The sequence below is a fragment of the Robertmurraya sp. FSL W8-0741 genome (assembly GCF_038004005.1).
Taxonomy (GTDB): Bacteria; Bacillota; Bacilli; order Bacillales; family Cytobacillaceae; genus Robertmurraya; species Robertmurraya siralis.
Map to the genome: position 1 here is coordinate 609528 of NZ_JBBOQG010000001.1, position 26593 is coordinate 636120.

Annotated in this window: 24 protein-coding genes; 20 read left to right on the top strand and 4 right to left on the bottom strand. The window is 39.2% G+C overall.

What is annotated here, in order from left to right:
* Positions 1-23 precede the first annotated feature (23 nt).
* Complete coding sequence (locus tag NST02_RS03010) at positions 24-473, bottom strand: c-type cytochrome (protein ID WP_137743807.1); 450 nt, start codon at positions 471-473, stop codon at positions 24-26.
* A gap of 232 nt (positions 474-705) precedes the next feature.
* On the opposite strand from NST02_RS03010, the gene NST02_RS03015 reads away from it, so the two are divergent.
* From NST02_RS03015 to NST02_RS03065, 11 genes are all read left to right on the top strand, one after another.
* Positions 706-1428 (top strand): Crp/Fnr family transcriptional regulator, encoded by a 723-nt coding sequence (locus tag NST02_RS03015; RefSeq protein WP_095312502.1) that lies wholly within the window; start codon positions 706-708, stop codon positions 1426-1428.
* A gap of 570 nt (positions 1429-1998) precedes the next feature.
* Complete coding sequence (locus NST02_RS03020; protein WP_095312505.1) at positions 1999-2733, top strand: IclR family transcriptional regulator; 735 nt, start codon at positions 1999-2001, stop codon at positions 2731-2733.
* Between the two features lie 87 nt (positions 2734-2820).
* Complete coding sequence (locus NST02_RS03025; protein ID WP_340947948.1) at positions 2821-3789, top strand: ABC transporter permease; 969 nt, start codon at positions 2821-2823, stop codon at positions 3787-3789.
* A 10-nt stretch (positions 3790-3799) separates the two neighbouring features.
* On the top strand, positions 3800-4660 hold the full coding sequence (locus NST02_RS03030; RefSeq protein ID WP_212934057.1) for an ABC transporter permease: 861 nt from the start codon (positions 3800-3802) through the stop codon (positions 4658-4660).
* A 12-nt stretch (positions 4661-4672) separates the two neighbouring features.
* Entirely contained in the window at positions 4673-5659 is a 987-nt protein-coding gene (locus NST02_RS03035) for an ABC transporter ATP-binding protein (RefSeq protein ID WP_212934056.1), read from the top strand.
* Positions 5637-6629 carry an oligopeptide/dipeptide ABC transporter ATP-binding protein gene (locus tag NST02_RS03040; protein WP_137743810.1) on the top strand — a complete coding sequence of 331 codons (993 nt, stop codon included), beginning with the start codon at positions 5637-5639 and terminating at the stop codon, positions 6627-6629. Before NST02_RS03035 ends, NST02_RS03040 begins: the two co-directional genes overlap by 23 nt.
* Before the next feature lie 126 nt (positions 6630-6755).
* The gene (locus NST02_RS03045; protein WP_340947953.1) at positions 6756-8345 is read left to right on the top strand and encodes an ABC transporter substrate-binding protein; all 1590 of its coding nucleotides are present in this window, start codon (positions 6756-6758) and stop codon (positions 8343-8345) included.
* A gap of 28 nt (positions 8346-8373) precedes the next feature.
* Positions 8374-9768 carry a M14 family zinc carboxypeptidase gene (locus tag NST02_RS03050; RefSeq protein ID WP_340947955.1) on the top strand — a complete coding sequence of 465 codons (1395 nt, stop codon included), beginning with the start codon at positions 8374-8376 and terminating at the stop codon, positions 9766-9768.
* Positions 9769-9900: 132 nt separating this feature from the next.
* Positions 9901-11523, top strand: a complete 1623-nt coding sequence (locus NST02_RS03055; RefSeq protein ID WP_340947958.1) for an amidohydrolase — start codon at positions 9901-9903, stop codon at positions 11521-11523.
* Between the two features lie 22 nt (positions 11524-11545).
* Positions 11546-12181, top strand: a complete 636-nt coding sequence (locus NST02_RS03060) for a pyridoxamine 5'-phosphate oxidase family protein (RefSeq protein ID WP_340947959.1) — start codon at positions 11546-11548, stop codon at positions 12179-12181.
* 235 nt (positions 12182-12416) lie between these two features.
* The gene (locus NST02_RS03065; protein WP_095312526.1) at positions 12417-12869 is read left to right on the top strand and encodes an SRPBCC family protein; all 453 of its coding nucleotides are present in this window, start codon (positions 12417-12419) and stop codon (positions 12867-12869) included.
* A 42-nt stretch (positions 12870-12911) separates the two neighbouring features.
* Here the strand turns inward: NST02_RS03065 and bshB2 are convergent, their stop codons facing one another.
* Together bshB2 and NST02_RS03075 are read right to left on the bottom strand one after the other, a co-directional pair.
* On the bottom strand, positions 12912-13580 hold the full coding sequence (gene bshB2, locus NST02_RS03070; protein ID WP_095312529.1) for a bacillithiol biosynthesis deacetylase BshB2: 669 nt from the start codon (positions 13578-13580) through the stop codon (positions 12912-12914).
* Between the two features lie 81 nt (positions 13581-13661).
* On the bottom strand, positions 13662-14009 hold the full coding sequence (locus NST02_RS03075; RefSeq protein WP_095312533.1) for a YojF family protein: 348 nt from the start codon (positions 14007-14009) through the stop codon (positions 13662-13664).
* A 151-nt stretch (positions 14010-14160) separates the two neighbouring features.
* Between NST02_RS03075 and NST02_RS03080 the strand changes: the two genes are divergently transcribed.
* Positions 14161-14364 (top strand): hypothetical protein, encoded by a 204-nt coding sequence (locus NST02_RS03080; RefSeq protein WP_095312535.1) that lies wholly within the window; start codon positions 14161-14163, stop codon positions 14362-14364.
* Positions 14365-14923: 559 nt separating this feature from the next.
* Here NST02_RS03080 and pdxK read toward each other — a convergent pair.
* Positions 14924-15742 (bottom strand): pyridoxine/pyridoxal/pyridoxamine kinase, encoded by an 819-nt coding sequence (gene pdxK / locus NST02_RS03085; protein WP_340947960.1) that lies wholly within the window; start codon positions 15740-15742, stop codon positions 14924-14926.
* 742 nt (positions 15743-16484) lie between these two features.
* On the opposite strand from pdxK, the gene fdhD reads away from it, so the two are divergent.
* The 8 genes from fdhD (at position 16485) to NST02_RS03125 (ending at position 26577) form a co-directional block, all read left to right on the top strand.
* Entirely contained in the window at positions 16485-17249 is a 765-nt protein-coding gene (fdhD, locus tag NST02_RS03090) for a formate dehydrogenase accessory sulfurtransferase FdhD (protein ID WP_095312541.1), read from the top strand.
* Between the two features lie 132 nt (positions 17250-17381).
* Positions 17382-20363, top strand: a complete 2982-nt coding sequence (gene fdnG / locus NST02_RS03095) for a formate dehydrogenase-N subunit alpha (RefSeq protein ID WP_137744921.1) — start codon at positions 17382-17384, stop codon at positions 20361-20363.
* Positions 20363-21184: a 4Fe-4S dicluster domain-containing protein gene (locus NST02_RS03100; RefSeq protein WP_306421094.1), complete on the top strand. Its 822-nt coding sequence runs from the start codon at positions 20363-20365 to the stop codon at positions 21182-21184. The genes fdnG and NST02_RS03100 overlap by 1 nt, the downstream gene beginning before the upstream one ends.
* Positions 21177-21854 carry a formate dehydrogenase subunit gamma gene (locus NST02_RS03105; RefSeq protein ID WP_212934049.1) on the top strand — a complete coding sequence of 226 codons (678 nt, stop codon included), beginning with the start codon at positions 21177-21179 and terminating at the stop codon, positions 21852-21854. Before NST02_RS03100 ends, NST02_RS03105 begins: the two co-directional genes overlap by 8 nt.
* A 114-nt stretch (positions 21855-21968) precedes the next feature.
* Entirely contained in the window at positions 21969-22766 is a 798-nt protein-coding gene (locus NST02_RS03110; protein WP_137743439.1) for a formate dehydrogenase accessory protein FdhE, read from the top strand.
* A 34-nt stretch (positions 22767-22800) separates the two neighbouring features.
* Positions 22801-23412 (top strand): molybdenum cofactor guanylyltransferase, encoded by a 612-nt coding sequence (gene mobA / locus NST02_RS03115; protein ID WP_137743440.1) that lies wholly within the window; start codon positions 22801-22803, stop codon positions 23410-23412.
* A gap of 7 nt (positions 23413-23419) precedes the next feature.
* On the top strand, positions 23420-24649 hold the full coding sequence (locus NST02_RS03120) for a molybdopterin molybdotransferase MoeA (protein WP_137743441.1): 1230 nt from the start codon (positions 23420-23422) through the stop codon (positions 24647-24649).
* 11 nt (positions 24650-24660) lie between these two features.
* Entirely contained in the window at positions 24661-26577 is a 1917-nt protein-coding gene (locus NST02_RS03125; protein ID WP_340947966.1) for a molybdopterin biosynthesis protein, read from the top strand.
* Positions 26578-26593: the final 16 nt, after the last annotated feature.

Below are 26593 nucleotides of genomic sequence, written 5' to 3' on the forward strand. Positions count from 1 at the left end.
AGATAATTACAGAATGTCAAAAATTATTGTTCTGCCGCTTTTTTTAACTCCTTGACAATTTGGTCAATTTCTTCAGCAGATAAAGGATTCCCGCCGATCACGGATGACATGACGGCAGAGGTTGGCTCTTTTAAAAATTCTTGAAGCGGCTTACCATGCTTACCTTCAACTTCATTATAGGCTTTGGACAAGTCCGGACCGGTTGCTCCACCTTGAAGCTTCAGCCCTTCCACAGCGTGGCAGCCAATGCAGCCTTTTGCTTGAAGAATGCTCTCCTCATTGGAAACGTTTTCAACATCGGATGTTTTGGTTTCATGGTCCTCCTCGTTTACAGTAGCAGTCTGATCAGCAGTTTGTTCTTGTGTTATCTCAGTATCTTTACCACCGCTGTCTAAGATTACATCAAACACAAGATAACCTAGGCCAAGGCCGATGATGGCGCTTATGACAAAGTGAATAATGGATGTCTTCAAAAGTTCTCCCCCTTTGCAAAGTAGTATTTCATCACAAATTCATCCTAGCTGTTAGGGATATTGTCAGGTGTGATTCACTTCACATGAAAGAAGTCTCTTTGTGAAGGTTTTGTGAAACTCCAATGAAAGATCTTTAATATCACGGGAAATAAGAGAAAAAATGTGATATTTTACACATTCTTGTTGAATTGGATTCTCTAGAATAGGAGTAAATCTGAAAGGGGGATTTGAGATGGAAAATCAGAGCATGGAGGTTTCCGCCATTCATGAGTTTTTAAGTAAAGTAGAGGTATTTAAAGATCTGCCGCCACAGTCTTTGCAAATAATTGATAAGCGAATCAAGAAGATGTCATTTAATAAGGGTGATAAAATAATATCTGAATATGAAAGAGCTAGGGGAGTATTTTTCGTCCATTCAGGTATGGTGAAGCTTACAAAACAAAATGAACAAGGGAACGAACTTATTGTTTGTATGAAGAAAAAAGGGGATATTTTTGCTGAGGCATGCTTATTTAATTATGGCGATCTCACCTATCCAGCAACAGGAACGATGATTAAGCCTGGTGAAATCTATTTTCTTAGCACAGAGGATTTTGAACAAGAATTATTATTAAATCCAGAGTTGGCAGTCCAAATGATTCGATATATGGGTGAGACTCTCCGGGATCTTACGTCGATAATGAGAGACATTGCCCTTCTTGATGTTTACACGAAAACGATGAAAATGCTCGAGCGATTAGCAGAGAAATTTGGGGCCAATCGATGTAATCGAATGTACATTGAGCTTCCGTTAACAATTCAGGAATTTTCCACTCTGATAGGCACATCAAGAGAAAGTGTAAGTCGCGTTTTTTCAAAGCTAAGAAAAGAGGGCTTAATCGATATAAAACAAAAGCATATCATTATTACTGATTGGTGTAAGTTCTGTGCAGTTTATAACAATAAATTAATGTAGGAACATTAGGCAGCTGAAGAAATGGAGACATCATAAATAGCATAAACTTCAGTGCAAGAAGCTCGATTAAGGGAACGCTGCTTTTCCTTTGGAAAATAAAGATGAACATTATCTTGAAATAATATTTACCTAAGTCTCGATGAGTGTTCATCACGCCCGGGCTCCCACTGCTTAGATAATTTGGTTAAGGGGAAATGCGAATAAAGCAAGCGACTGTCAAACAGCTTGTTATTATTCGTTTTTTTTATAAATGAAAATCATTTCAAAAATAAAGCTCAAGCGTAATGGAGATGGTAAAGCTCCAAAAAACTGTGTCAGATGACCTGACAAATTGTAAGACAGATGAACTTAATTGAAATAGAATGATTGTAATTAATAGAGTTATGTTATTAAGTAAGAGATTTTATTAATAGGGAAGTTGTAGGAGATTACTTAATAAGCCGAACTCCAAGTCATGAATATTTTTGAATTATTAGAAAATTTTTAATTGATTTCAAAGATTTTTAATGATATTATTTTATAAAATTTGAAATATTTTAAAAATACAAGAAACTGATATGGTGGTTAAAAATGACAAGATCGGTAAACCGAGCATTAGAAATTGTTTATCTTTTACTCTCTGACAATAGCAAAAAAGGTTGGCAAATTAGCGAAATTGCGGAGAATTTGAAATTGCCATTAAGTACGACGCACAGGCTGATTGGTACTTTAATAGAGCATAAACTAATCACGCAATCAATTGATACTAAAAGATATTTAATCGGACCAAGGTGGTTAGAAATAGGCTTGCTGCAACTAGAAAAAATGGATTTAAGAACAATTGCAAGGCCGATTATGGAGAGGCTTTCTTATGAAGTTAAAGAAAGCGTTTATCTTAGTATCCCAGATGATTATTTTTCTTTTCCAATTGAACGAATTGATAGTCCTATGAAGGTGCGGATTGTTGAAAACCTTGGAGAACGCATTCCAATGAATATTGGTGCTCCCAATAAAGTAATGCTGGCACATATGGCTTCCTCTAAGGTAGAAGAGATACTAACTAAATTATTGCAGACTAAAGAGGAGAGAAGGGAATTTTTAGAAGCCTTAAAACAAATAAGGAGTGCAGGATATAGTATTAGTGTTGCAGAGAAAACAGAGGGAACCGTCTCAATCGCTGCTGTAATAAAAGAGTTCGATAATCAAGTGGCAGGGGCCATTAGTATTGGACTTCTTAGTCATGATTTAAGTGAAAAAAGAGTAGCCGAATTAAGCAATGCTGTAATTCGATGTGCTGATGAAATATCTGCTCGATTGGGTGGATAAAAAATTTGCTATAAAAATGGAAACACTTTCCGTACAACGGAAAAATAAGTACATTTCTTATCTGAATTGGCTAAAGGGGGTAATGGTGTGGGGAGTTTTATTATTCGTAGGAGCTTTACAGGAATACTAATTATTTTTGTTGCTATTTTCCTTAACTTTATGCTGATACAGCTCGCTCCAGGAGATCCTATCAGTATTTTGTCAGGGCAAGATAGTCCTTCACCAGAGATGGAAGAGGCATTAAGAGAGAAATACGGTTTAAATGATTCTGTGGGTGTTCAATTTCTAACATATCTTCGAACACTTGCCGATGGAGATTTAGGAGAGTCTATTTTGAGCGGGCGTCCTGTAAGTGAAATGATTGGGGAAAGGATAGGTCCTACCCTTATGCTCACGCTTACAACAGCGATATTGGCTTTGCTAATAGGTACCTTATTAGGTATATATTGTGCCCGACGACCCGGTTCAAAATTGGACAACTTCCTTTCTGGTTTATCTTATCTATTCGATTCCATGCCGAGTTTTTGGTTGGGAATGATGTTTATTTTACTATTCGCCTCTTGGTTGGGAATTTTTCCAACTTCAGGGATGGTTGATTTACGTGCAAATCATTCGGGAATCGCATACTACATAGATGTTTTGCACCATATGTTTCTTCCTGCCACTACACTAACATTGCTTAGTATTCCATACTTCTTTAGAATCACTCGTTCTTCTGTTATTCAGGTTATGTCAGAGGATTTTGTAACAACTCTTAGAGCAACTGGAATGAGTGAAGGCAGAATATTCAATAAATACGTATTGAAAAATTCAATTTTACCGACCATTACTGTTTTTGGAATTACGATTGCATACATGATTACTGGGGTAGCTATTATTGAAATTGTATTCTCATGGCCAGGGATGGGAAGTTTCATGCTGAATGCAATTTCGCGAAGAGATTATCCGCTATTGATGGGAATTTATCTCGTGCTTTCAATATCGGTGGCTGTGACGATGATTGTAGTTGATGTTCTATATGCTTTTATTGACCCTAGAATAAGATACAGTAAGTGAGGTGGTATATTTGGAGATCAAGAGGAATAATCAAAATATTTTCAAAAAGTCCATAAACAAAATTAATGACATTAAACAACTAAAAGTAGGGGTTATTCTATTAGTTCTATTATTAATTGTTTCAATATTTGCTCCTGTTTTCGCAACGCATGATCCATATTCATTGGGGGATGAGATGATAGCCGCACCAAGTTCAACCCATTACCTTGGTACAGATGGACTAGGGCGTGATGTGTTTAGCATGATAATTTATGGAACTCGCACTTCGTTAATGATCGGAATTGTGGCTGCGCTCATTTCAGGGGTTATTGGAACATTGCTAGGCGGTATAGCTGGTTTTTTCGGAGGAAAACTAGATAGACTGCTAACGGAAATAAACAATATATTTTTGATGATGCCGACTTTTTTCCTGATTTTGATCGTTGTTGCACTGTTTGGAAGCAGTCTCATAAACGTCATGCTTATTATCGGCTTAACAAGCTGGGTTGGTAATGCACGTCTTATGAGAGCGCAGGCTATGTCATTAAGAGAAAGGACATTCATTATGGGGGCCTATTCTATTGGAGAAAAGAAATGGAAAATTCTATTAAAACATATTATTCCGAATGGAATATTTCCCATTATTGCTAATACAACCATGATCATTTCTGGAGCAATTCTTACGGAGGCAAGTCTCAGCTTTTTAGGGCTTGGAGACCCCAATGTAGTCAGCTGGGGACAAATTATTTATAACGGCCGTGAATATATGACATCTGCTTGGTGGATATCGACTTTTGCAGGAATCGTCGTTGTACTCACTGTACTTTCATTTTATTTAATTGGCGACGGGCTTAATCGAGTGCTTAGTCCCAAGCTTCATGATCAAAATTAGGTGGTGAGCAATATGTCCATTTTAGAAATTAAAAACCTCACAGTAACCTTCCATACAAAAGATAAGATTACAAGAGCTGTTCACAATATTTCACTTTCTGTTGAGGAACAGGATTCCATAGGTATTGTGGGGGAGTCGGGATCAGGTAAATCTACTTTAGCAATGGCAATATTGCAATTATTACCAAAAAGAATTGCCAGAATAGAAGGGGAAGTTATTTTAGACGGGAAACATTTATTTCAATGTACAGACGAACAAATAAGGAAGATAAGATGGAGGGATTTGGCTGTTGTGTTTCAGAAATCAATGAATGCTCTCAGCCCAGTCCATAAAATCGGAACTCAGATGTCTGATATTTATAGAATACATGAAAGCAAGATTTCCAAAAAAAAGCTTAAAGAGAAGATAATTTCATTACTAGAAATGGTGAATCTACCGTCACGAGTATATGATCTTTATCCTCATGAACTGTCAGGAGGGATGATGCAGAGAGTATCAATTGCACTGAGCTTAATGCACAATCCTAAATTGCTAATTTTAGATGAAGCAACAACGGCATTAGATGTGGTAACTCAAGGTCAAATTTTATCTGAGATAAAAGAGCTTGAAAAGGAGCTGAACCTAACTCGCATTATGATCACGCATGATATGTCAGTGGTAGCTTCAGCTTGTAAGAAAGTAGCAGTTATGTATGCAGGGAATATATTGGAGTTTGGGTACGTAAAAGACGTTTTAGTTAATCCTTTACATCCCTATACACAAGGCCTTCTAAAGTCTATTCCTACTTTTAAAGGAGAAAAGAAAAACATACGAGGGATTGCAGGAGCTTTACCAGATTTAAGTGTTCCTGTTCAAGGCTGCATATTTGCTAGTCGTTGTGAATTTGCAACAGACATTTGCTATCAAGTAAAACCAACTGAAGAGCTTTTATCTGGTAATCATCGAGTGGCTTGCCACCTTGTGGGAGGTATGGAACATGCAAACGTTAATCACAGCTGAAGAAAAAGCTATTTCCGTAGAAAATATATACAAGTATTACAAGCAAAGAGGAAAAAGACAAAGAAATCAGGATATCAAATCGGTTGATGGTGTAAGTTTCTCATTAAATAAAGGAGAGATTTTAGGCGTTATTGGCGAAAGCGGCTGTGGTAAATCGACTTTAGGGAGAATTTTAGTAAAACTGGAGGAGCCGACGTCAGGTTCAATAAGCATTAATGGAGTTCCTTCTCAAAATCTATTTAAACAAGACCCTCTGGCATTTCGAAGAACAGCTCAAATGATTTTCCAAAACCCATTTGATACTTTTGATCCTAGATATACAATTGCTAAGGTTCTTATCAGTACGATGAAATTACATCATATCGGTGAAAGCAAAAATGAACGACTTGCCATGTGCATCGATTTGCTAGAAAAGGGAGGGCTAAAACCGGCGACAGAATACTTGCACCGATATCCACATGAATTATCAGGTGGACAATTGCAACGTATTTCAATCCTGCGTTCAATGCTGCTTGAACCAATGTTTGTCGTTGCTGATGAGCCAGTTTCGATGTTAGATGTATCAATTAGAGCAGATATTATCAACATGCTCGCAGACTTATGTAAACAGGAAAATACAGCTATGGTATTTATCAGTCATGATATTACAACGACCCGATATATTTCCGATAGAGTTGCAGTAATGTATTTAGGACGTATTGTGGAGACTGGTCCTACTGATGAGGTCATGCATAATCCCCAGCATCCGTACACACGTGCGTTAATTTCCAACTCCGTTCAGTTAGACTCCTTTGAAAATCAACAAATTATTCATATCGCGGGAGAACCTCCCACACCAATTAATATTGGCCCAGGCTGTAGGTTTGCTCCAAGGTGTTATCAAAGCAGGGAATCTTGTAACCATGAAGACCCAGAGTCAACACATATTGGTAATGGCCATTATGTCAGTTGTCCTTATATCAATGAATAGGTTGGGCCAAGCTTTCTTTAATAAATCAGATTATATTTAAAATAATTCAAAATAGCAGTTGGAACTGGAGAGAGGTGATAAAATTGCGTTTCTCCATCCAAATACAGATAAAAGGAGTTTTGATGAATGAAGAAGGGACTTTTACTACTTATAAGCTTCGTATTTTTTGTTGGGATTATTGCTGGTTGTAGTGGTGGAGTAAGTGAAACGCAAGGGAACGAAGGTGATTCTGAAAGTGGTTTGAGTGGAGGCGACACATTAATTGTCGGTCTCGCTGGAGACCCGCAAACGTTCAATCCAGATGCACGAGCAGATGACTTCCTATATCCAATCGCTCAGAATGTTTTTAGCCGATTAGTGAAACTAAATAATAACCAAGAAATCATTCCGGATTTAGCAGAAAGATGGGAGTTCAATGATGATGGAACTGAAATTACCTTCCATCTAAATGAAAATGTAAAATGGCATGACGGAAAAGACTTTACTTCAGCTGATGTTAAATTCACCTTGGATTCAATTAAAAATAATAATGGCTACGCAGTTTCAAATTTAAAGAGTATGGAAGAGGTTAGTACTCCAGATGACAATACGGTCGTAATAAAATTATCTAATCCAGATGCTACATTTTTAGGGTATCTAGCTTGGTATGCCACTTTTATTCTGCCTGAGCATGTCTATAGTGGAGAAAATTGGGATTCTGGGACAAATATTGAACCGATCGGGACCGGACCATTTAAGTTTTCTGAGTACACAACAAGTGTGAATGTTACTTTAGAGCGAAATAATGAATATTTTGGGCAAGTACCTTATGTAGATAGGTTAGTTTTTTCGATTATCCCTGATCCAAATACATTGGTACAGGCTTTTTATAATGGTGAGGTAGATATATTTGGAGGTTCCCCTCCAAGTTCTGAAATTGAGAAAATGAAAAATGATCCTAATATTGAAGGGGAATCTAAGGTATGGCCTTCTCGACAATACTTAGTGTTTAATTTTGAAAAGGAGCCATTTAATCAATTGGAGGTTCGTCAAGCAATAGCCTATGCGTTAAATAACGTGGAAATTGTGTCAAAAGCCCAAAAAGGCGATGGTCAAGTGGCAGAGCACTTCTTATCACCTGTTTATAATTGGGCAATAACAAATGAATATAAAATTCCAGAATATAATCCAGAAAAGGCAAAAGAGTTATTAGAGCAGGCCGGATATACTCCAGACAAAAATGGAAATTATTTGAACATAACTTTTGACGTGTTTGAATCAGGTTCGAATGCGGATATGGGAACAGTTATAAAAGATCAACTTAGACAAGTAGGTATCAATGTAGAATTAAATATTTTAGAATATGCGACATGGCAGCAAAAAGTAAAAGATAATGCAGATTTTGAAATGAGTATGTTAGGTGGCTATCAAGGACCTGATGTAGGCTCAATATCTCCGAGAATAAGCTCGGAAGGCTCCAACAATTTATCTCTATATAAAAACACTGAATTAGACGAGCTTCTTGTCAAAGGAGCCCAATTGGTGACAGAGGAGGAGAGAGCACCTATCTATCAAGATATTCAGCGTATTTTGGCAGAGGATTTACCAATTTATCCAATATCTGAGTGGGTGGGTTATTCTCCAGTGCATTCATATGTAAAAGGGGATCCGTCTTCTGATGAAGCGATTCAATCCACTGGGTTCTCTGAATACAACTATGTCAAGATTGAAAAATAAAATAAAGTAGATAAAGGGGATTTGTTTGATGAATAACACGATAAATATTCAATCTGTTGTTGATAGGGTGCCAGATTATAAAGTTTTCTTAACGGTAGACGAAATGGATGAAAGTACAAGACAATTGGCTGAAGAATTCCCCGATATTGTTACGGTATTTGAAGCAGGAAAATCTCGAAATGGACACTCTATAGAATGCATTAAAATAGGGAACGGAAAGAAAAATGCTTTATGCTTTGCTTGTCCTCACCCCAATGAGCCGATTGGTGCTATGACTATGGAATATTTTTCCCGTGCTTTGGCAGAGGACGACAACCTACGGGAGGCACTTGGGTTTACTTGGTATATTATCAAATGTATTGATCCCGATGGTGCGAGACTGAATGAAGGGTGGTTTAAGGGGCCGTTTAATATTTATAACTATACTAAACATTTTTTTAGACCTGTCGGGTTTGAACAAGTGGAATGGACATTTCCGGTAGATTATAAAGAATTGCATTTTCATGACCCACTTCCGGAAACGCAAGCCCTTATGAATATCATAGATGAAATAAAACCTGAGTTTATGTATTCATTGCATAACGCTGGGTTTGGAGGAGCTTACTGGTATATTTCTAAAGATATTCCGGAAATTTATGAGGATTTACGTAACTCGGCGATTAAACAGGGTGTCGCGCTGAGTTTAGGAGAACCAGAAGCACCTTATATTAAAGAATTCTCACCAGCCGTATTTCAAATTATGGGTGTTGCACAGTCATACGATTATACGGAAAAGTTCACAGGCAAGGCCCCGACTATTCATTCTGGGACTTCAAGTGCTGACTATGCATCAACAAAAGCTGATTGTGTTACTTTGCTCACGGAGTTGCCATACTTTTTTGACGAACGTGTGCAAAATTTGAGTGAAGGTGATATCACCCGTAAAGAGGCGCTCTTAAAGAATATCGAAATGAATAAAAATCACTACGCTCAATTAAAGGAATATTTAAGTGAAGTGCGTCCATATTTGACAGATAGGAATCCTTTTGTAAAACTGGTTGATCAAATCATTGTCCATCAAGAAGAGAGTAGTGAAGCAAAAAAGAATTGGGCATCAAGTAGTTTAGAATTTGAACAGCCTGCAAAGATAGCTCAGATTTTTGATAATCTTTACACAGCGAAATTTTATAATGGGTTGTCACTAGGTTTATCCGTTCGTACGTATGATTACGAAATTGCTCAGCTTGAGAAAGAAGAAAATATAGATCTCGAAGCAATTGAAAAACTAAAAAAAAATCTTAGACAGGGGGCAAAGTGGTTAGAGGAGTATTGTAAAGAACTTGAAAATGAATTGAATTATTCGGTTATCTCCATTCAGAGGCTTGTTCGCATTCAAGTTGAGAGTGGCCTGATTGTTGCAAGCCATATAAACAAAAATAAATAAGGGAAATGATAACGACCTTTCTTGCTTTTTAGGAAACAAGGCAAGAAAGGGAAAATCATGGAAACTTGCTGATGAATCTATAACACTACTAACATGGAATAGTGATTCCTATCTTTCCTTAGGAGGATGAGAATGGTGGAGGAGCTTTACTATAATGGTCAAATTTTTACCTCAAATACAGAACAGCTTTATGCAAGCGCAATGGTCGTAAAATCAGGAAAAATAGTATGGGTTGGAAATCAGCGTGATGTTAAAAAAGAGGGAAAGAAGTTGATAGACCTTCAAGGGAGAAGAGTGCTTCCTGGCTTTATAGATGCTCATATGCATCCATTATTATTGGCAGAGGTAGAGCAGCAAATTTATTGTGGTCCTCCGCTCATCAATTCAATTGAACAATTACTATATGAAATAAGAAAGAAATATGAGGTTATAAAAGAGAATAAAAAAGATGAATGGATTCGAGGGTGGGGATTTGATGAAGCAAAATTAAGAGAACAAAGAGAGATTACCCGTTGGGATTTAGATAGGGTCGCACCAGATATACCAGTTATTATTACTAGAGCCTGCTCACATATAATTATTGTGAATAGTTTTGCCTTAAAGCTTGCTGGGATTGATAGGTATACAACATCCCCTATAGGAGGGCAAATTGATGTTGATGCTAGAGGAGAAATAAACGGAATATTAAGGGAAAAAGCAAGGTATCTATTTTATGATATTATTTCTGACTTAACGCTTGCAGAAAATGCACAATTACTTACGAAGTTAAGCTGTAAGCTATCCTCACAAGGGATAACGACGGTTACCGATATGATGTCCAAAAACTCTCCAATTGATTATTATGATTTATACAAAACAGCGACAAGCCTCGGATATAAACAAAGAACGGTTCTTTATTATATTTGGGAGGATTTACAACATGTAACAACACTTCCTAAGACCCAATTGGATTCTCTTGAGCCCATCCATATTGGTGGTGTTAAATTATTCGCAGATGGAAGTATTTCTGGAAAAACAGCATGGGTAGAGCAACCATATTTAGGTGATGGGAATAATACTGGTTTAGCCATTACTACCGAAGAGGAACTTTTACAAGCGGCTGATTTTGCCAAAAAACAAGGAATTCAATTGGTCGTACATGCGATGGGGGAAAAGGCAATTAAACTTATTGTAGATACATTTGCCAATCAAGAAATGTGGATTCAGGATGCTCCTTCTATAAGAATTGAGCACGGATCTTTTCCGACAATTGAGACATTAAAAAAGGCGCAAAATGCAGGTATAGGATTTGTTACTCAACCTATCTTTCTTTTCGCTGAATATGATAGTTATTTGAATAATCTAGGAGTTAGTAGGGTTGAAAAGTCTTACCCTTTTAAAACAATGTTAGAACATGGAGTGATCTTTTCATTTTCATCAGATGCACCGGCTACTTCGTGGCCAGATCCTTCTGATCCATTCATTGGGATTAAATCTGCTGTTACAAGAAAAACCTACACTGGATTGGAATTTAACCGAAATGAAAGAGTTACGATAGAAGAAGCTGTCCTTTTGTATACGAAATATGCTCAACAAATTATTCGTGTTCCGAAGATAGGGCAATTAAAGCCTGGTTATTTTGCTGATTTCATTGTGTTGGATAAGGATATTTTGACTGTTCATCCCGAAGAGATAGATGAAATAAAGGTTTTGGAAACATATTCTGGAGGGGAAAAAATCTTTTCTTTAGAGGAGCTCACTAAAGCCAGCGGGTGAAAATAGGAAAGGAGGGAAATGAATGCGTCGAGAATTACCATTTAATAAAATGATAGGATCAGAAGAAGAATTACGAGCGTTAGTTGGTTATCCAAGTGAAATTGTAACCAAAAAAGTTGTCCGTTATTTGGATGAACATTGTCGTACGTTCATCTCTTTATCGCCTTTTTTGACAATGTCGACAGCTGATAAGTCGGGGTTTTGTGATGTATCACCAAGGGGAGACAGTCCGGGTTTTGTATTGGTTTTAAACAAGAATTATTTAATCATTCCTGAAAGGCCGGGTAACAAGAGGGTGGATTCGCTCTCAAACATAATTAGCAATCCAAAGGTGGGGCTCTTATTTTTTATTCCAGGATTAGGAGAAACGTTGCGGGTCAACGGAAAAGCTTTTATAGTGAAGGATGAGGAGTTGCTTAAGCAAATGGCTGTAAATGGGAAAACCCCCATGTTAGCTGTTGCTGTCGAGGTGAACGAGTGTTTTATCCATTGTGCCAAAGCATTTAAAAGATCTAGGCTATGGGATTCTTCATCATGGCATAGTAAAGCGAAGTTACCATCCGCGGCAAATATGCTACGTGATCACACTAAGTTATCCGATTATTTATCAGAGGATTTAGAAGAAATGTTAAAAGAGGACTATAAAGAACTTTATTAGTCTGAAGTACATATGAGTATTGGGCAAATTACTTAAGAGGACGACTCCTGCAGGAAATGCTAAGTTTTTCGGACATCCTCGTCTTTTAGTTAAGCTAAAAGGATATAGAAAGTGATCTAAAAATGAACACCGATACATAACAAAGCCAAGAATTTTAAAACTTTTTGACTCTTGACTAATACTTGTAGCTTTTGAGACGATAATCCTATCACTTTTTGAAAGATGAGGTTGTGTTATGGCGGATTTCCAATCAAGTATTATCATTGAGAGACCTGTAGCGGAAGTATTTGAGTATTTAATAACGTTGGAAAATATTACAGATATCATGCCTAATGTGGTGAAGTTAGAAAAATTGACAGAGGGTCCGATTAAAAAAGGGACGAAACTATTAGAAACAAGAAATGTTCGCGGAAGAGAGACAAAAGCGGAAATTGAAATTATTGAGTATGAGCCCAATCGAGTTTATACAACGGAAAGTGTGGCAGGTGCCATCACGATTACGTATAAATACTTATTTGAAGCGATTGAAGAAGGGACACAAGCTCAGTTTGAAGCCGATGTAAAAATAAAAGGGCTGTTCAGCTTTTTCTCAAGGCGTGCACTTGTGAAAATCCTTAAACAGGAAGATGGTTATTTGCTGCGATATTTAAAGGAAGAAGTCGAAGGAAAGAAAGAAGGGACTGAGTAAAAAGGTCGGACTCTTTACACGATCCCTTACTGATCTCCTGACTTAATCTATTTTGTAGCTCCAGAAGCGCTCGTTTTGTAGCCACGCAATAATTTGTGGGTCGTTTTGCTTCAGTTTTTTCTCGGCATCGGCGACCATTAATTGGGTCTGGGAACGATGCGCTTTAATTGTCGCAAGCTTTGTTGAAATAAAAGGATGAACATCATGAATAATATCTGGTTCCCCTAACTCCTCAACACAGTTCTTTGAGAATGCCACTAAATTTAATTTCGGTCTTTTCTCTTTTGCCATTCGCTTTACGGTTTCAACGACAGCGGCCCCTGTTGCATCATGGTCTGGATGGACAGAATATCCAGGGTAAAAACTAATAATAAGCGAAGGATTGACTTCAGCAATGATTGAACTAAAGTCATTGATCAATTTCTCTTGATCTTCGAACTCAACGGTTTTATCTCGATAGCCAAGCATTCTTAAGTCAGTGATTCCTAATGTTTGTGCGGCATTTTGCAGCTCCTGCTTTCGTATTTGTGGAAGTGTTTCCCGATTACAGAAAGGAGGATTTCCCATGTTTCTCCCCATTTCACCTAACGTCAGGCAAGCATAAGTGACCGGTGTACCATTGCTAATATGACTGGCGATCGTACCTGAAACACCAAATGCCTCATCGTCTGGATGAGGGAAAATAACTAATACATGCCGTTCTTTTTCCATTAAAGATCTTCTCCTTCCATACTATAACTTTATAGTGAGTTATTTTCAGTCGTTCTAATTTTATGCCAGCTCCATTTTCAACTATTCAAATGGTGTTTGGCTAATCTCTAAGGCAACAGCGAGCTTGCCTTGAAAATCATGACCGGCTAGAAGCAATCTTCCTTTTTCATCCATTTCATAATGAGTGATTCCCTCGGCATACACCCAGCCAATATCCAGTTTTAATCCTACACGATATGGATTCGGCCCTGTAATTTTTCCAAGCGTGTAAACTAACTTTGCGTTACGAATGTAAGCACCTGATGAAAAAAAAGATTCATCATGGTGGGTTGCATATGCACCATTAGTCGTTTCAAGATGGATATATACTTCTTGATTAGCTAAGCGATTAAGTTCTTTTTGTACAATTTCCGTATTCACTGCTTCCAATGTAGAATACCTCCTTTAAAACATCCAAGCGTACATTCATTCTACTAAAATTGATGGCAAAAAAGAAATAGTTGGCTTACAACCATGATCAATCTACTTAAAAAGGGCTCTTATAGGTTGGGAATTCTGGTGTTTATTGCAGTTGTTTTGAATGTCATTACAAAGATATGGTGATGAATGGCGCGAAGCTGAGGCATCATTGCCAGTGTGTTACTTTTTAGTGCAGCTTTCTTCCAAAAATCCGAATCAAAAAAAGAGCAGCCTCTTGGATGCGCTCAGCTTTTCAACAAAGGCATCGAGAGTACTCTCGCTGTCTTTTGGCATTTTGGATGGAATTGCGGTTAAAATACGTTAATTTCAGCTCCAAGCGCTTGCTTTCCGGGGGCGGTGAGCCTCCACGGAGCAGTGGCCCCAATGAGAGGTTTTCAGACAGAACGGGTAAAGCGATCAAGACTTCAGTCCGAATAAGAGTTGTAATCGGACAGAACGGGCAAAGCGATCAAGACTTCAGTCCGAATAAGCTCGCAATTCGATTGATCGGAACAAAAGAGGTTTGCAACTCAAGAGTTCAATTCGATTATTAGTGACAATTATAAAACAAACTGCTGAACCAAAAAAACATGGTCCGCAGTTACGGATAAATGAAGGAGAAATCAATTGCAGACTCGAGCTAACGTATTAAATGATCTTGAGGTACCAACTGCTCTACTGTAATCATTTCGAATGGGTCTCTGTCTGTAATAGGATTTCTCGTCATCATTTTACTATCATCTTTATATAACTTTTAATGAATATTCTAAATCAAAATAGACTGTAGGCAACTTGATTTCATCGAGTTTGTCTACAGTCTATGAGCAGCCTCTTGGATGCTCTTTTTTCACTAGCCCTTTTGTAAACGGCAGTCTGTTTATCGTTTATTTTCTTTCTGCACCAAACGTACGGTACGCTCCGTGCATTGTTGGTCCAACATATTCATTTAATTTAAAGCCATGACGAATGGCAGCCGTAACAAAATCTTTTGCAAGTGCAATGGCTTCTAATACGGATTTCCCTTTTGCTAGCTCAGCAGTGATTGCTGCAGAATAAGAACAACCCGCACCGTGCACATAGGTTGTATCAATTTTTTCACTCTCATAAAGCTTGTATTCTTCCCCGTTAAAGAGCAGGTCAACTGCTTTGTCATGATCCAGCTTGCTTCCGCCTTTAATGAGAACATACTTTGCTCCGAGAGCATGGATCTTTGCAGCCGCTTCTTTCATATCATCTATCGTTTTGATTGGGGCAGTTCCAGCAAGTTGGGAAGCCTCAAATAAATTTGGTGTAACAATTAAAGCTCTAGGTACGAGCACATCCCTTAATGCAGTTGCATTCTCAGGGTTTAACACCTCATCCTCACCTTTACAAACCATCACTGGATCGATGACCACATTTTTCACGCCATATTCATCAATTGCCTTTGCAATCCGCTCAATAACTTCGACATTTGCTAGCATTCCCGTTTTCAAAGCATCGAGATTAACAGAAAATACCGTTTCTAGCTGTGCCTCAAAGGAATCGATTGAAAGAGGAAAAACGCTGTGGCGCCAATTGTTTTTTGGATCCATCGTAGCAATGACGTTAATAGCAGACATTCCATAAACATCGAGTTCCTGGAATGTTTTTAAGTCAGCTTGAATACCGGCCCCGCCGCTTGTGTCTGAACCTGCGATGGTTAAAGCTTTTTTCATTGACATTGTAGTTGCCCCCTAATGAAGTGTTTTGTTTTTCATTTTATCTTAAAGAGACAGGTTAATCAATTTTAGAACGACTACGGACATTATTAAAAAAAATCAGTGCACATAAAGTATGTGCAAATTGTGAATCGTGGTCTCTACAATTTTGAACATTCTGTGAAGACGCTGGAATGTCAAATTTGCAACATTAACAAGGTAAAAGGGTGGTTTATGATAAGAGTGTAGACATCCTCATTTTCACTACGTAAGTGTGATAAAAGTTACAGAATTAATAGGCAATAAGATTTAAGCTACGATCGTAACACTATCCAATTGCACTATAAAAACGCTGAATATATTAAATCTACTTTCCCATTTTTTGTTAACATTCTTGCCAAAAACATATAACTTGAAATTATTGGAGAATAAAAAATGTCACTGAATAGACAAAAAATAATTTCACAATTTCATCGAATGTGCCTTTTTTATCGGAAAGATTAACACGAACGATATTATTGTTTTATTCGTTAATATCCGTATATAGTGTTTGGTTTCAAAAAGATGAGTCATAAACATTCGTTTTTAACAATGAAAAAGAGCTGGACCAACGACACGAATGAGTTGCAGAAATCATTTGTGAACGCCTTCATGCTAACTTCGATAGCAAGTATAAACTTGTGATATTTGTCGCAGAAATCGAAGGAGCTGTTTTTTTAAAATAAACAAGTGAACCAAGCTGGGTTTGCTGACGAGGTGAATAGTTATGAACCAAAAAGGTTGCCCGGAGGAGTATCCTATTACTCTTGTAGTCAATGATTTTGAAATTGCGGTCTTTCAGTTAACGAAACAGGATTTAGAGGATTGGGTTTATGGGTATCTTTTTTCTGAAGGAATGATTGAGTGTGCTGCTGATGTACAAACGGTTCTAATTAATGAAGAAAGTGGCGTCATCGATGTTACATTAGCGACAAATTTTAATACAGAAAAGATGTTTTCAAAGAAAAAACACTACACTGCTGGCTGCGGCAGAGGGGTTACTTTTTTCTCCATGACAGATGTGAAAACGTTTAACAAGGTTGAGGTAGGAAAAACATACCAACTTTCTTATCTCTTAAAAAAGAGAAGCGAGTTTGCTAGAAATTCCCCTCTTTATCTTGAGTCGGGCGGAATGCATGGAGCTTGCATTGTCGAGGAAAGTGGAGCTATGACCATTCGTGAGGATATTGGGCGTCATAATGCAGTTGATAAAATTATCGGTCATGCGATTAGAAATGAGTTAGAACCGTCTTCTTTATTGTTGCTTACGACCGGTAGAATATCCTATGAGATGCTATCAAAAGCAGCGAAGTTTGGCTTTCCAGTCGTTGCTTCAAGGACTGCTGCCACAAAACAAGCCGTTCAACTTGCTAAATATTTAAATATTGAAGTGGTTGGATATTTAAGGGGGAGAATGGCCATTCAATATACATCACTTGGTAGAGTGATATATGACTTGGAAGAAAGAGTTTTGGGGGCTAATCCTAACTAGCCTTTTTTAACATGGGTCAGATACTTCGTTACAAAGGATCTGACGGGGATAGGTAGGATTTTCTATATAATTATTATTTTTTCTATTTATGGAAAAGAAAATAAACACAACGGAGGGGGAAGAGAAATGGAAGTGAATGTAACAAGAAGGCAGTTCCTTAAACTGTCTGGTGCAGTAGCTGCTACTTTGGCAGTTGTTGAGCTTGGATTTGACGAGAAGTCAGCAAAAGCACAGTCAGAGGAATTTAAGATTGCGAAACTAACGCCAACACCTACTATCTGTCCTTATTGTTCTGTAGGCTGCGGAATACTAGTTTACGCAAATGAAGATGATGTTGTTTATACAGAGGGTGATCCTGATCATCCAATAAACGAAGGCACTTTATGCAGTAAAGGAACGACAGTGCGTCAAGTATATACATCAGAAAAACGTGTGACTAAGCCAATGTACAGGGCCCCAGGAAGTTCTAAATGGGAAGAGGTAGATTGGGATTTTGCGCTTGATAAAGTAGCGAAAAACATTAAGGAAACAAGAGATAAAACGTTCATGGAGAAAGAAAATGGAATCACCGTTAATCGAACTGATGCGATTGCCTATTTAGGCGGTGCAGCGTTGGATAACGAGGAATGCCATTTGCTTCAGAAATTGTTCCGTGCTGGTCTAGGGCTATCTTATATTGAACACCAGGCCCGAATATGACACAGTTCAACGGTTGCCGGTCTGGCGCCTACATTCGGTCGTGGAGCAATGACAAATCATTGGAATGATCTGCAATTTGCTGATGTCCTTATGGTTATTGGGGCAAATCCTGCAGAAAATCATCCAATTAGCTTTAGATGGATCTCAAAGGCCATTGAAAAGGGGGGTAAATTGATTTCTGTAGATCCCCGTTATACGAGAACATCACAAATGGCGAACGTATATGGACAACTCCGCTCAGGAACGGATATCGCTTTTATCGGCGGGATGATTAATTATGTTTTAGAGCATGAACTTTACCATAAAGAATATGTAGCTCATTATACGAATGCAGCTTATATTGTTGCGGATACGTATAAGTTTGAGGACGGAATGTTCAGCGGTTATGACGAAGCGACAAGAAAATATGATCAATCGCAATGGGCCTTCAAAACGGATGAGGAAGGAAATGTTTTAACCGATCCAACATTAACCGATCCAAATTGTGTCTATCAACTTATGAAAAAACACTATGCGCGCTATGATATTGACACAGTAGTTGGAGTGACGGGTACGGATAAGGATACCTACATGGATATTTGTAAAACGTATGGTTCAACAGGTGAAGTAGGCAAAGCAGGAACGATTCTTTATGCAATGGGTGGTACTCAGCATACAGTTGGTACGCAAAATATTCGTGCATATGCAATTCTGCAATTACTCCTTGGAAATATTGGAATTGCCGGTGGTGGTGTAAATGCTCTGCGTGGGGAGTCCAATGTTCAAGGTTCAACTGATTTCGGTTTACTTTATCACAATGTCCCAGGTTATATGGAAGTACCGACAGGCTCTGAAGGAGATTCAACTTACCAAGGTTTCTTGGATCGAATTACTCCAGCATCAGGGTATTGGGTCAATAAGCCAAAGTTTTACACAAGTATGCTGAAGTCATTCTATGGGGATAACGCGACAGCCGATAATGAATTCGGCTATCACTTTATGCCAAAAATCGCACCTGGGAAAGACTACTCGTTTATGCGCTTATTTGATGCGATGCACCGAAAAGAGCTTGAGGGCTTAATCCTTTTCGGATCAAATCCAGTTGTCGGTGGTCCGAACAGCTTTAAAGAACAGGCTGCCATGGCTAACTTAAAGTGGATGGTAGCAGTGGACCTATTCGAGACGGAAACATCTGCTTTCTGGCAAAAAGAAGCGGGAAACGACCCCTCTTCGGTTCAAACGGAAGTCATTTTTCTACCAGCATGTTCATCCTTTGAAAAAGAAGGTTCTGTGACAAACTCAGGACGTTGGATGCAATATCGTTGGCAAGGAATTGCTCCGAAGGGAGAATCTCGTGCTGATTTAGAAATTACCCATATGTTAGCACGCCGCTTGAAAGAGCTTTACAAAAACGAATCAACCCCTGCTGCGAAACAAATTAACGCCTTATATTGGAATTACGGGGACGATGACCATCCAGATATTGAACTAGTATGTAGAGATATTAATGGTTATGATTGGAAGACAAAGAAGCAAATTCAATCGTTTGGTGACCTTCAAGACGACGGCTCGACTACTGCTGGATGTTGGATTTATACAGGTTTCTATCCTGAAAATGAAAATCTAGCAAAACGTCGTGATAATACAAACGAAGGTATGAGCAACTTCTTGAATTGGTCCTTTGCATGGCCTGCAAACCGTCGAATCCTTTACAATCGTGCGAGTGCTGACCTCAACGGAAAAGCATGGAGCAAGGAGCGGGTAGGAATAGAATGGAATGCACAGGAAGGCAAGTGGACAGGATATGATATTCCTGATTTTGTGGCAACGAAGGGTCCGGATGACCCGACCTTCAATGATCCATTCATTATGATGGCAGGCGGAAAAGGTGCGCTCTATGCGGCAGCGAAATTAAATGAGGGACCGTTCCCTGAACATTACGAGCCATACGAAAATCCAATTTCCAATGCATTCTCCAGTGTGCAGTTGAACCCAGCTGTCCAATTTGGTGAAGAAGAAATGAATGCAAAAGGGGAAGCGGATAAATATCCAATTGTTGCAACAACTTATCGTTTATCAGAGCACTGGCAGTCCGGTGCAATGACAAGAAATGTTCCTTGGCTGGCAGAGCTTGTCAACCATATGTTCATTGAGATAAGTGAAGAGCTTGCCAAAGAAAAAGGCATTAAAGAAAAGGATAAAGTGATCGTCGCAACTGCGCGTGGTGAAATTGAAGCATACGCCATGATTACGAAGCGTTTTAAACCGTATAAATTAAAGGAAAAAACTGTACATCACATTGGGATGCCATGGCATTTTGGCTATAAGGGAATTGCAACAGGTGCTACGGCAAACCGCTTAACACCGCATATTGGATGTGCAAACTCAACAATACCGGAATATAAAGCATTCCTGTGCGATGTAAGGAGGGTGTAATGATGGCCGATTATATTAAATTTGTAGATGTAACAAAATGTGACGGTTGTCGTGCATGTATGGTTGCTTGTAAAAACTGGAATGACCTTCCTACCGTAACGGAAGAATATTCCGGCTCCATTCAATCACATGCGAAGGTAAATGCTCATACATGGAATGTGATTACTTATAATGAGCATGAAACGGCAAATGGTGGTTTTGAGTGGTTATTTAGACATCAATCATGCTTACATTGCGTCGAAGCTGCTTGTGAAAAAGCATGTCCAGAGGATGCGATTAGTCATACAGAATTTGGTTCTGTCGTCATTGATCATGATAAATGTGTTGGCTGTGGATACTGTGTGCAAAACTGTACGTTTGACGTGGTTGAGTTGGCTACCTATAAGGACAAACATGGGAAAGAATATCGCAGAGCGCAAAAATGCACTCTTTGTACAGATCGCCTTGAGCAAGGGCTGGAGCCAGCGTGTGTAACAGCTTGTCATACAGATTGCCTTATCTATGATGAAAAGGAAAAAGTGTTATCCGAGGCTGAACAGCGTTTAGCAAAAATTAAGGAACGCTTCCCGAACGCGAATATTTATAATCCGCAAGGAATCAAGGGGACAACGACAGTCTACTTGCTTGCAGATAAGCCGTCCGTATACGGACTTCCGGAAAATCCGAAGGTGCCACTATCACAAATCGTATGGAAGGACTATGCTCAACCGCTAGGAAAAGCAATGTTCGGCGTCACAACGATGGCAGTGGTCGGCTCAGTCATTGCCCATGCGATGAACAGAGAGAAAGGGGAGCATAAAGGAGGCCAGGATCATGAGTAATCATGGGAATCAAAAAATGGTTAAACGATTCAATTTAGGTTTTATTATTGCTCACTGGGTAAATGCTGGTGCATTCTTTGTTCTCTATATCTCTGCACTGCCGATGTATACAGACTTTTTCAATTGGCTCTATCCAATACTTGGTGGTCCAGAAGGGGCACGTTTAATTCATAGAATTGCAGCAGTAGCTTTTATGCTGCCACTTCCAATTTTATTACTTTTTGATCGCCATGGCTTAAGAACATGGAGCAAAAATATTTTCACTTGGAAGAAACACGATTTTCAGTTTTTCCCCCAGTTTGGAAAAGAGTTCTTCGGAATGAAGTCGAATACTCCAAAACAGGATTTCTTTAATGCAGGAGAAAAGCTTAATTCTTGGCTCATGATCATTACGACGATTATGTTGATTTGTTCGGGTCTTGTCATGTGGTTCCCGCAATATTTCGCAAAGGGAATCATCATGTGGGCCTACCCTATTCATAATATTGGACTTGGTCTTGCTGCGGCGGTAGCGATCGGCCATATTTATATGTCCGTGGCACTAGCAAAACCATCTTTGCGTGGCATCTTCAAGGGTGATGTAACGGAAGATTATGCAGAACATCATCATGGTCGCTGGTACGATGAATTGAAGGAAGAAGAAAAGAAGAAATCAAAAAAGCATGCCTAAGAAGAACCATTCGAAACTTGATAACAGGATAGAGGGCTATTGAATGATCATGATGTGGAAAGTGCTACCCAACTTTTGGGTAGCCTTTCCTCTATTAATGAAGAGGTGAATAATATGAATGTGCTCAATAAAGAATATCAACAATTGGAAGAACAGATTCAATTGTTAAATGATAAATGGAGTCAGCAATTAGAGGCCGAGAAGTTGATCGATATAGAACAAGTAAGGGCATTGACCCAGTATCCTGTGCTTCCTCAAGTGCAGCTGTCGGTCGATTTTCAACAATATCATCGTTTTATTGAAGAACTGCTTACACTATTAGAAGAGAAGCAGCCTTCACTTGAGGCTGATACTAAAGCGTTAAAATCAAGAATTTCAACAAAAATATTGGAACAGTGGCATCCCGAGGTGCTAACTGTTCATCAGCGTTATTTTCAAGCATTTGCAGAAGAACATCATATTGCAAGCTGGCTTCCTTATTTTGTGGCTGAGCACGCGATCCGTCCATTTCTCCAAAGAGCTACCGCTGAAATAAGAGACGAATTAAAAAAAGCTGATGTTCATGGTTGCTGTCCAGCTTGTGGAGAGGCTCCTCGCCTTGCTATTATTAACAAAAAAGGAAGAAAAGAAGTTACTTGTCCCCGCTGTCATTATGCTTGGGAAGTGAAAAAAATTAACTGTGCCCATTGCGGCAGTGAGGAACCTGGAAAATTGGAAATCCTCAAGGTTGAAAAGGATGATAGTGCGGAGATTCATGTTTGTCATGACTGCAACGGCTATACAAAGGTAATTGATGTTCGCAAAATGATCAAAAAGGACTCCATTGCCCTTCTTGATATTAAATCCATTCATTTAGATTTCATTGCGCAAGAAAACGGATATGGTATGCCTGACGATACGAAAGTAAATTAATATACGGAGCTTATGTTTTTGATGAGGTGGAGAAATGGAAGCGACAGGAATAATATTAGCCGGCGGTAAATCGAGTCGAATGGGTACCAATAAAGCATTATTAAGGATAGACGGAAAATCTGTGATTGAGCATGTGGTGGCAGAGCTAGATTCGATAGTTAACAACATTATCATTGTTACTAACTCGTTTGAAGATTATGCTTTTTTAAATCTTCCCATGGTGGAAGATGAGTGGAAGGGTATGGGGCCGCTTGCAGGTATTCATGCTGGACTAAGCGCAACTAAAACAGAGCAAAATTTGCTTGTTGCCTGCGATATGCCGTTTATTTCGGCGCAACTTGGTTCCGTGCTTCTTGGGCAATTGGCAGAGTACCAAGTAGCAGTACCTAAAATTTCTGATAAGATCCATCCTTTATTTGCCGCTTATCGAAAGGAAGTAAAAGAAGAGGCAAAAGCAGCGCTGGAACAGAAGCAATTGCGGATAAGAGGGATGTTTCGGAATATTCATGTTAAAATAATGGATGAAAAAGAATTGAATGATTACGGCATTAAGCTGAGTGAATCTGACTTATTTAATATGAATCATCCGGAAGAGTATGAGCAGGCCAAGAAGATGAGTATGAAAAATGGCATAAGCAAAGGGTAGAGATGATATGAAATTTTTCCAGGTTAAATCAGTGGAAGAAACTCAAAAGTTAATTCATAAGATGGTAAAACCGCTGACAGAGGCCATTACAATGCCTCTCGATCATGCACTTCATTTCGTTTTAGCTGAAGATATAACTGTACGAGAGAATGTTCCAAATTTCCGCCGTTCTTCTGTTGATGGCTATGCTGTTAGAGCTAAGGATACATTTGGCTCATCAGAGAGCATGCCAGGCTTTTTAACTGTAGTGGGGGAAGTAAAGATGGGACAGGTGCCAGAAAGGCCAATACAAAGCGGAGAAGCGATGTATGTTCCAACTGGAGGAATGCTTCCGGATGGCAGTGATGCTGTTGTTATGATTGAACATTGCGAAGAAATAAGTCACCTTTTGAATTTATATCGGCAAGTTGCACCGGGGGAAAATTTAATATCAATCGGAGAAGATTTAAAAGAAGGTGCGGTGCTTTTAGCTAAAGGAACTAAACTGCGTGCGCAAGAAATTGGCGCTCTTGCTTCCCAAGGAATTCATCAAGTTTCAGTTTGGCGAAAGCCGGTGGTAGGATATTTATCTTCGGGAGATGAGATTGTTCCTATGGAGTCGCCAGATTTGCGAATGGGAGAAGTCCGTGATATGAATGGGGCAACCATTGGCTCATTAGTTAAGCAATGGGGGCTTGATTTTATTTATGGCGGGATTGTCGAAGATAGCCGAGATGAATTGGAAAGACGAGCGAGAGAATTGCTCGATATTTCGGATTGTCTTATCCTTACAGGTGGCAGTTCAGTGGGAACGAAGGATTATTCGGTCGAGGTGATAGAAGCATTGGGAGATCCGGGTGTATATGTCCATGGAATTTCAATTAAACCAGGAAAACCAACGATTTTATCACAAGCAGGAATAAAACCGATTATTGGTCTCCCTGGACATCCAGCTTCAGCGATGATTATTTTTTCGTTATTTGGCAAACCGATTCTCGATATTCTTGGAGGAGGAAGCGTGAATCATTTGAGTCTCACCTTTGCGAAGGTAACAAAAAATATCCCTTCTGCTCCAGGTCGTACTGATTATATTCGCATTCGACTTTTTGAAGAAAATAATGAATGGTATGCCGAGCCGATTTTGGGGAAATCAGGGCTCATCTCTACTCTTGTAAAAAGTGATGGGATGTTGGAAATTGCTTCCGAGAGTGAAGGGATCCATAAAGGAGAGCGAGTACCTGTTATATTATTTCAATGAGGTGTGGAACAATGAAAAAATACAAACGAAAAGTATACCTCCAGGATAAACCTCGAAAAGTGGCAGTAGAAGAGCTTCTCACCCATTTTCGTCCGCGCAGGGAAACGGAGTGGATTGATAGCAATAAGGCATTAGGAAGAATAACAGCGGAGCCAGTATTTGCATTAAATTCAATGCCTCACTACCATGCTTCTGCTATGGATGGAATTGCTGTAAGGGCTGAGGATACTTTTTTGGCTCATGAACAGAATCCAATTCAGCTAAAACGAAATGAAGATTTTGTCTATGTGGACACAGGAAATATTATTCCTTCTCCATACAATGCAGTGATTATGATTGAAAATGTGGACGAGTTATCGGAGGATGTCGTTGAAATTATTGAACCGGCTTCTCCATGGTTGCATATTCGTCCGATAGGTGAAGACATCGTCCAAGAAGAAATGCTTTTTTCGCAAGGACATAAAATTAGACCGGTAGATATAGGGGTATTATTGGCGTCGCAAACGACAAAAATTAAGGTGATGCGTCCGCCTGTTGTAACGATTATTCCAACGGGAAACGAATTAATTGCTCCGAGTGTAGGGGCTGAACTAGGAAAATTAATCGAATTTAATGGTTCTGTAATCGCCAACTACATTTATGAGTGGGGCGGGGCCCCGATCCTGCATGATATTGTAAAGGATCAACCGGAAGAAATTAAGCAAGCTTTGCTACATGCCGTCGAAACTTCCGATATCGTTGTCATCAATGCTGGCTCATCAGCAGGTTCAAAGGACTATACTGTTCATTTAATCAAAGAGCTTGGAGAAGTGTTTACCCATGGTGTGGCAACAAGGCCGGGCAAGCCAGTAATTTTAGGAAAAATAAACGATACCATTGTTATTGGTATTCCCGGCTATCCTGTCTCCGCGTATTTATCCCTTGAATGGTTCGTGCGCCCGCTTGTTTGTGCATATTTAGGAACAACAGAACCGAAAAGGCAGACGTTAAGGGTAAAACTTGGGCGCAGGATTGTTTCAACAATGGGGGCCGAAGATTTTGTGCGCATGACGATTGGCTATGTAGGAGGCGAATATATTGCTAATCCCCTAACAAGAGCGGCAGGAGTAACAATGTCTCTTGTGAAAGCAGACGGGTTATTAGTTGTCCCTTCTGAACAATTGGGGTATGAACAAGGGGAATATGTTGAAATAGAGCTTCTTCGTTCCGAGGAGGAAATAAAATCCGCAGTGGTGTTTAATGGCAGCCACGATTTAACCATTGATATTCTCTCATCTTACCTACGAGCACAATCGAACAGTGCCAAAATTATTTCTTCACATGTCGGCAGTATGGCTGGGATTATGGCAATCAGAAAAGGGGAAGCTCATATGGCAGGGGTTCATTTATTGGATCCTGAAACAAAGCAATATAATCTTTCTTATGTGAAGAAGTTTCTTGCGGAGCAAGAAGTCGTTCTTTACCCTTTTTTGAGACGGAAGCAAGGGTGGCTTCTGCCAAAAGGAAATCCGTTAAATATCGAAAATGTTTCTGATATTGCTGAAAAAGGAGCATTGTTCGTAAATCGTCAAAAAGGAGCCGGCACGAGAATCTTATTTGATTTATTATTAAGAGAGCACGGGATAGAGCCAGAACAAATCAATGGTTATGATCGGGAGATGTTTTCCCATCTTAGTGTTGCAGCTGAGGTGAAGGGCAGTCCGAAAGCGGTCGGCCTTGGAATTTACCCGGCAGCAAAGGCGATGGGCTTAGATTTTATTGCGATCGCTGATGAAGAGTACGATCTGCTCATGACGAAGTCTTTCTTTGAAAGTGACCGAGGGCAGCAATTAGTAGGCATCATTCAGTCAAAGGAGTTTCAGGCTAGAGTGGAGGCAATTGGTGGCTATTCTGTTGTAGTAAATGCGGAGCCGAGAAATTTACAATGACGTTGAAGAGGGTGCT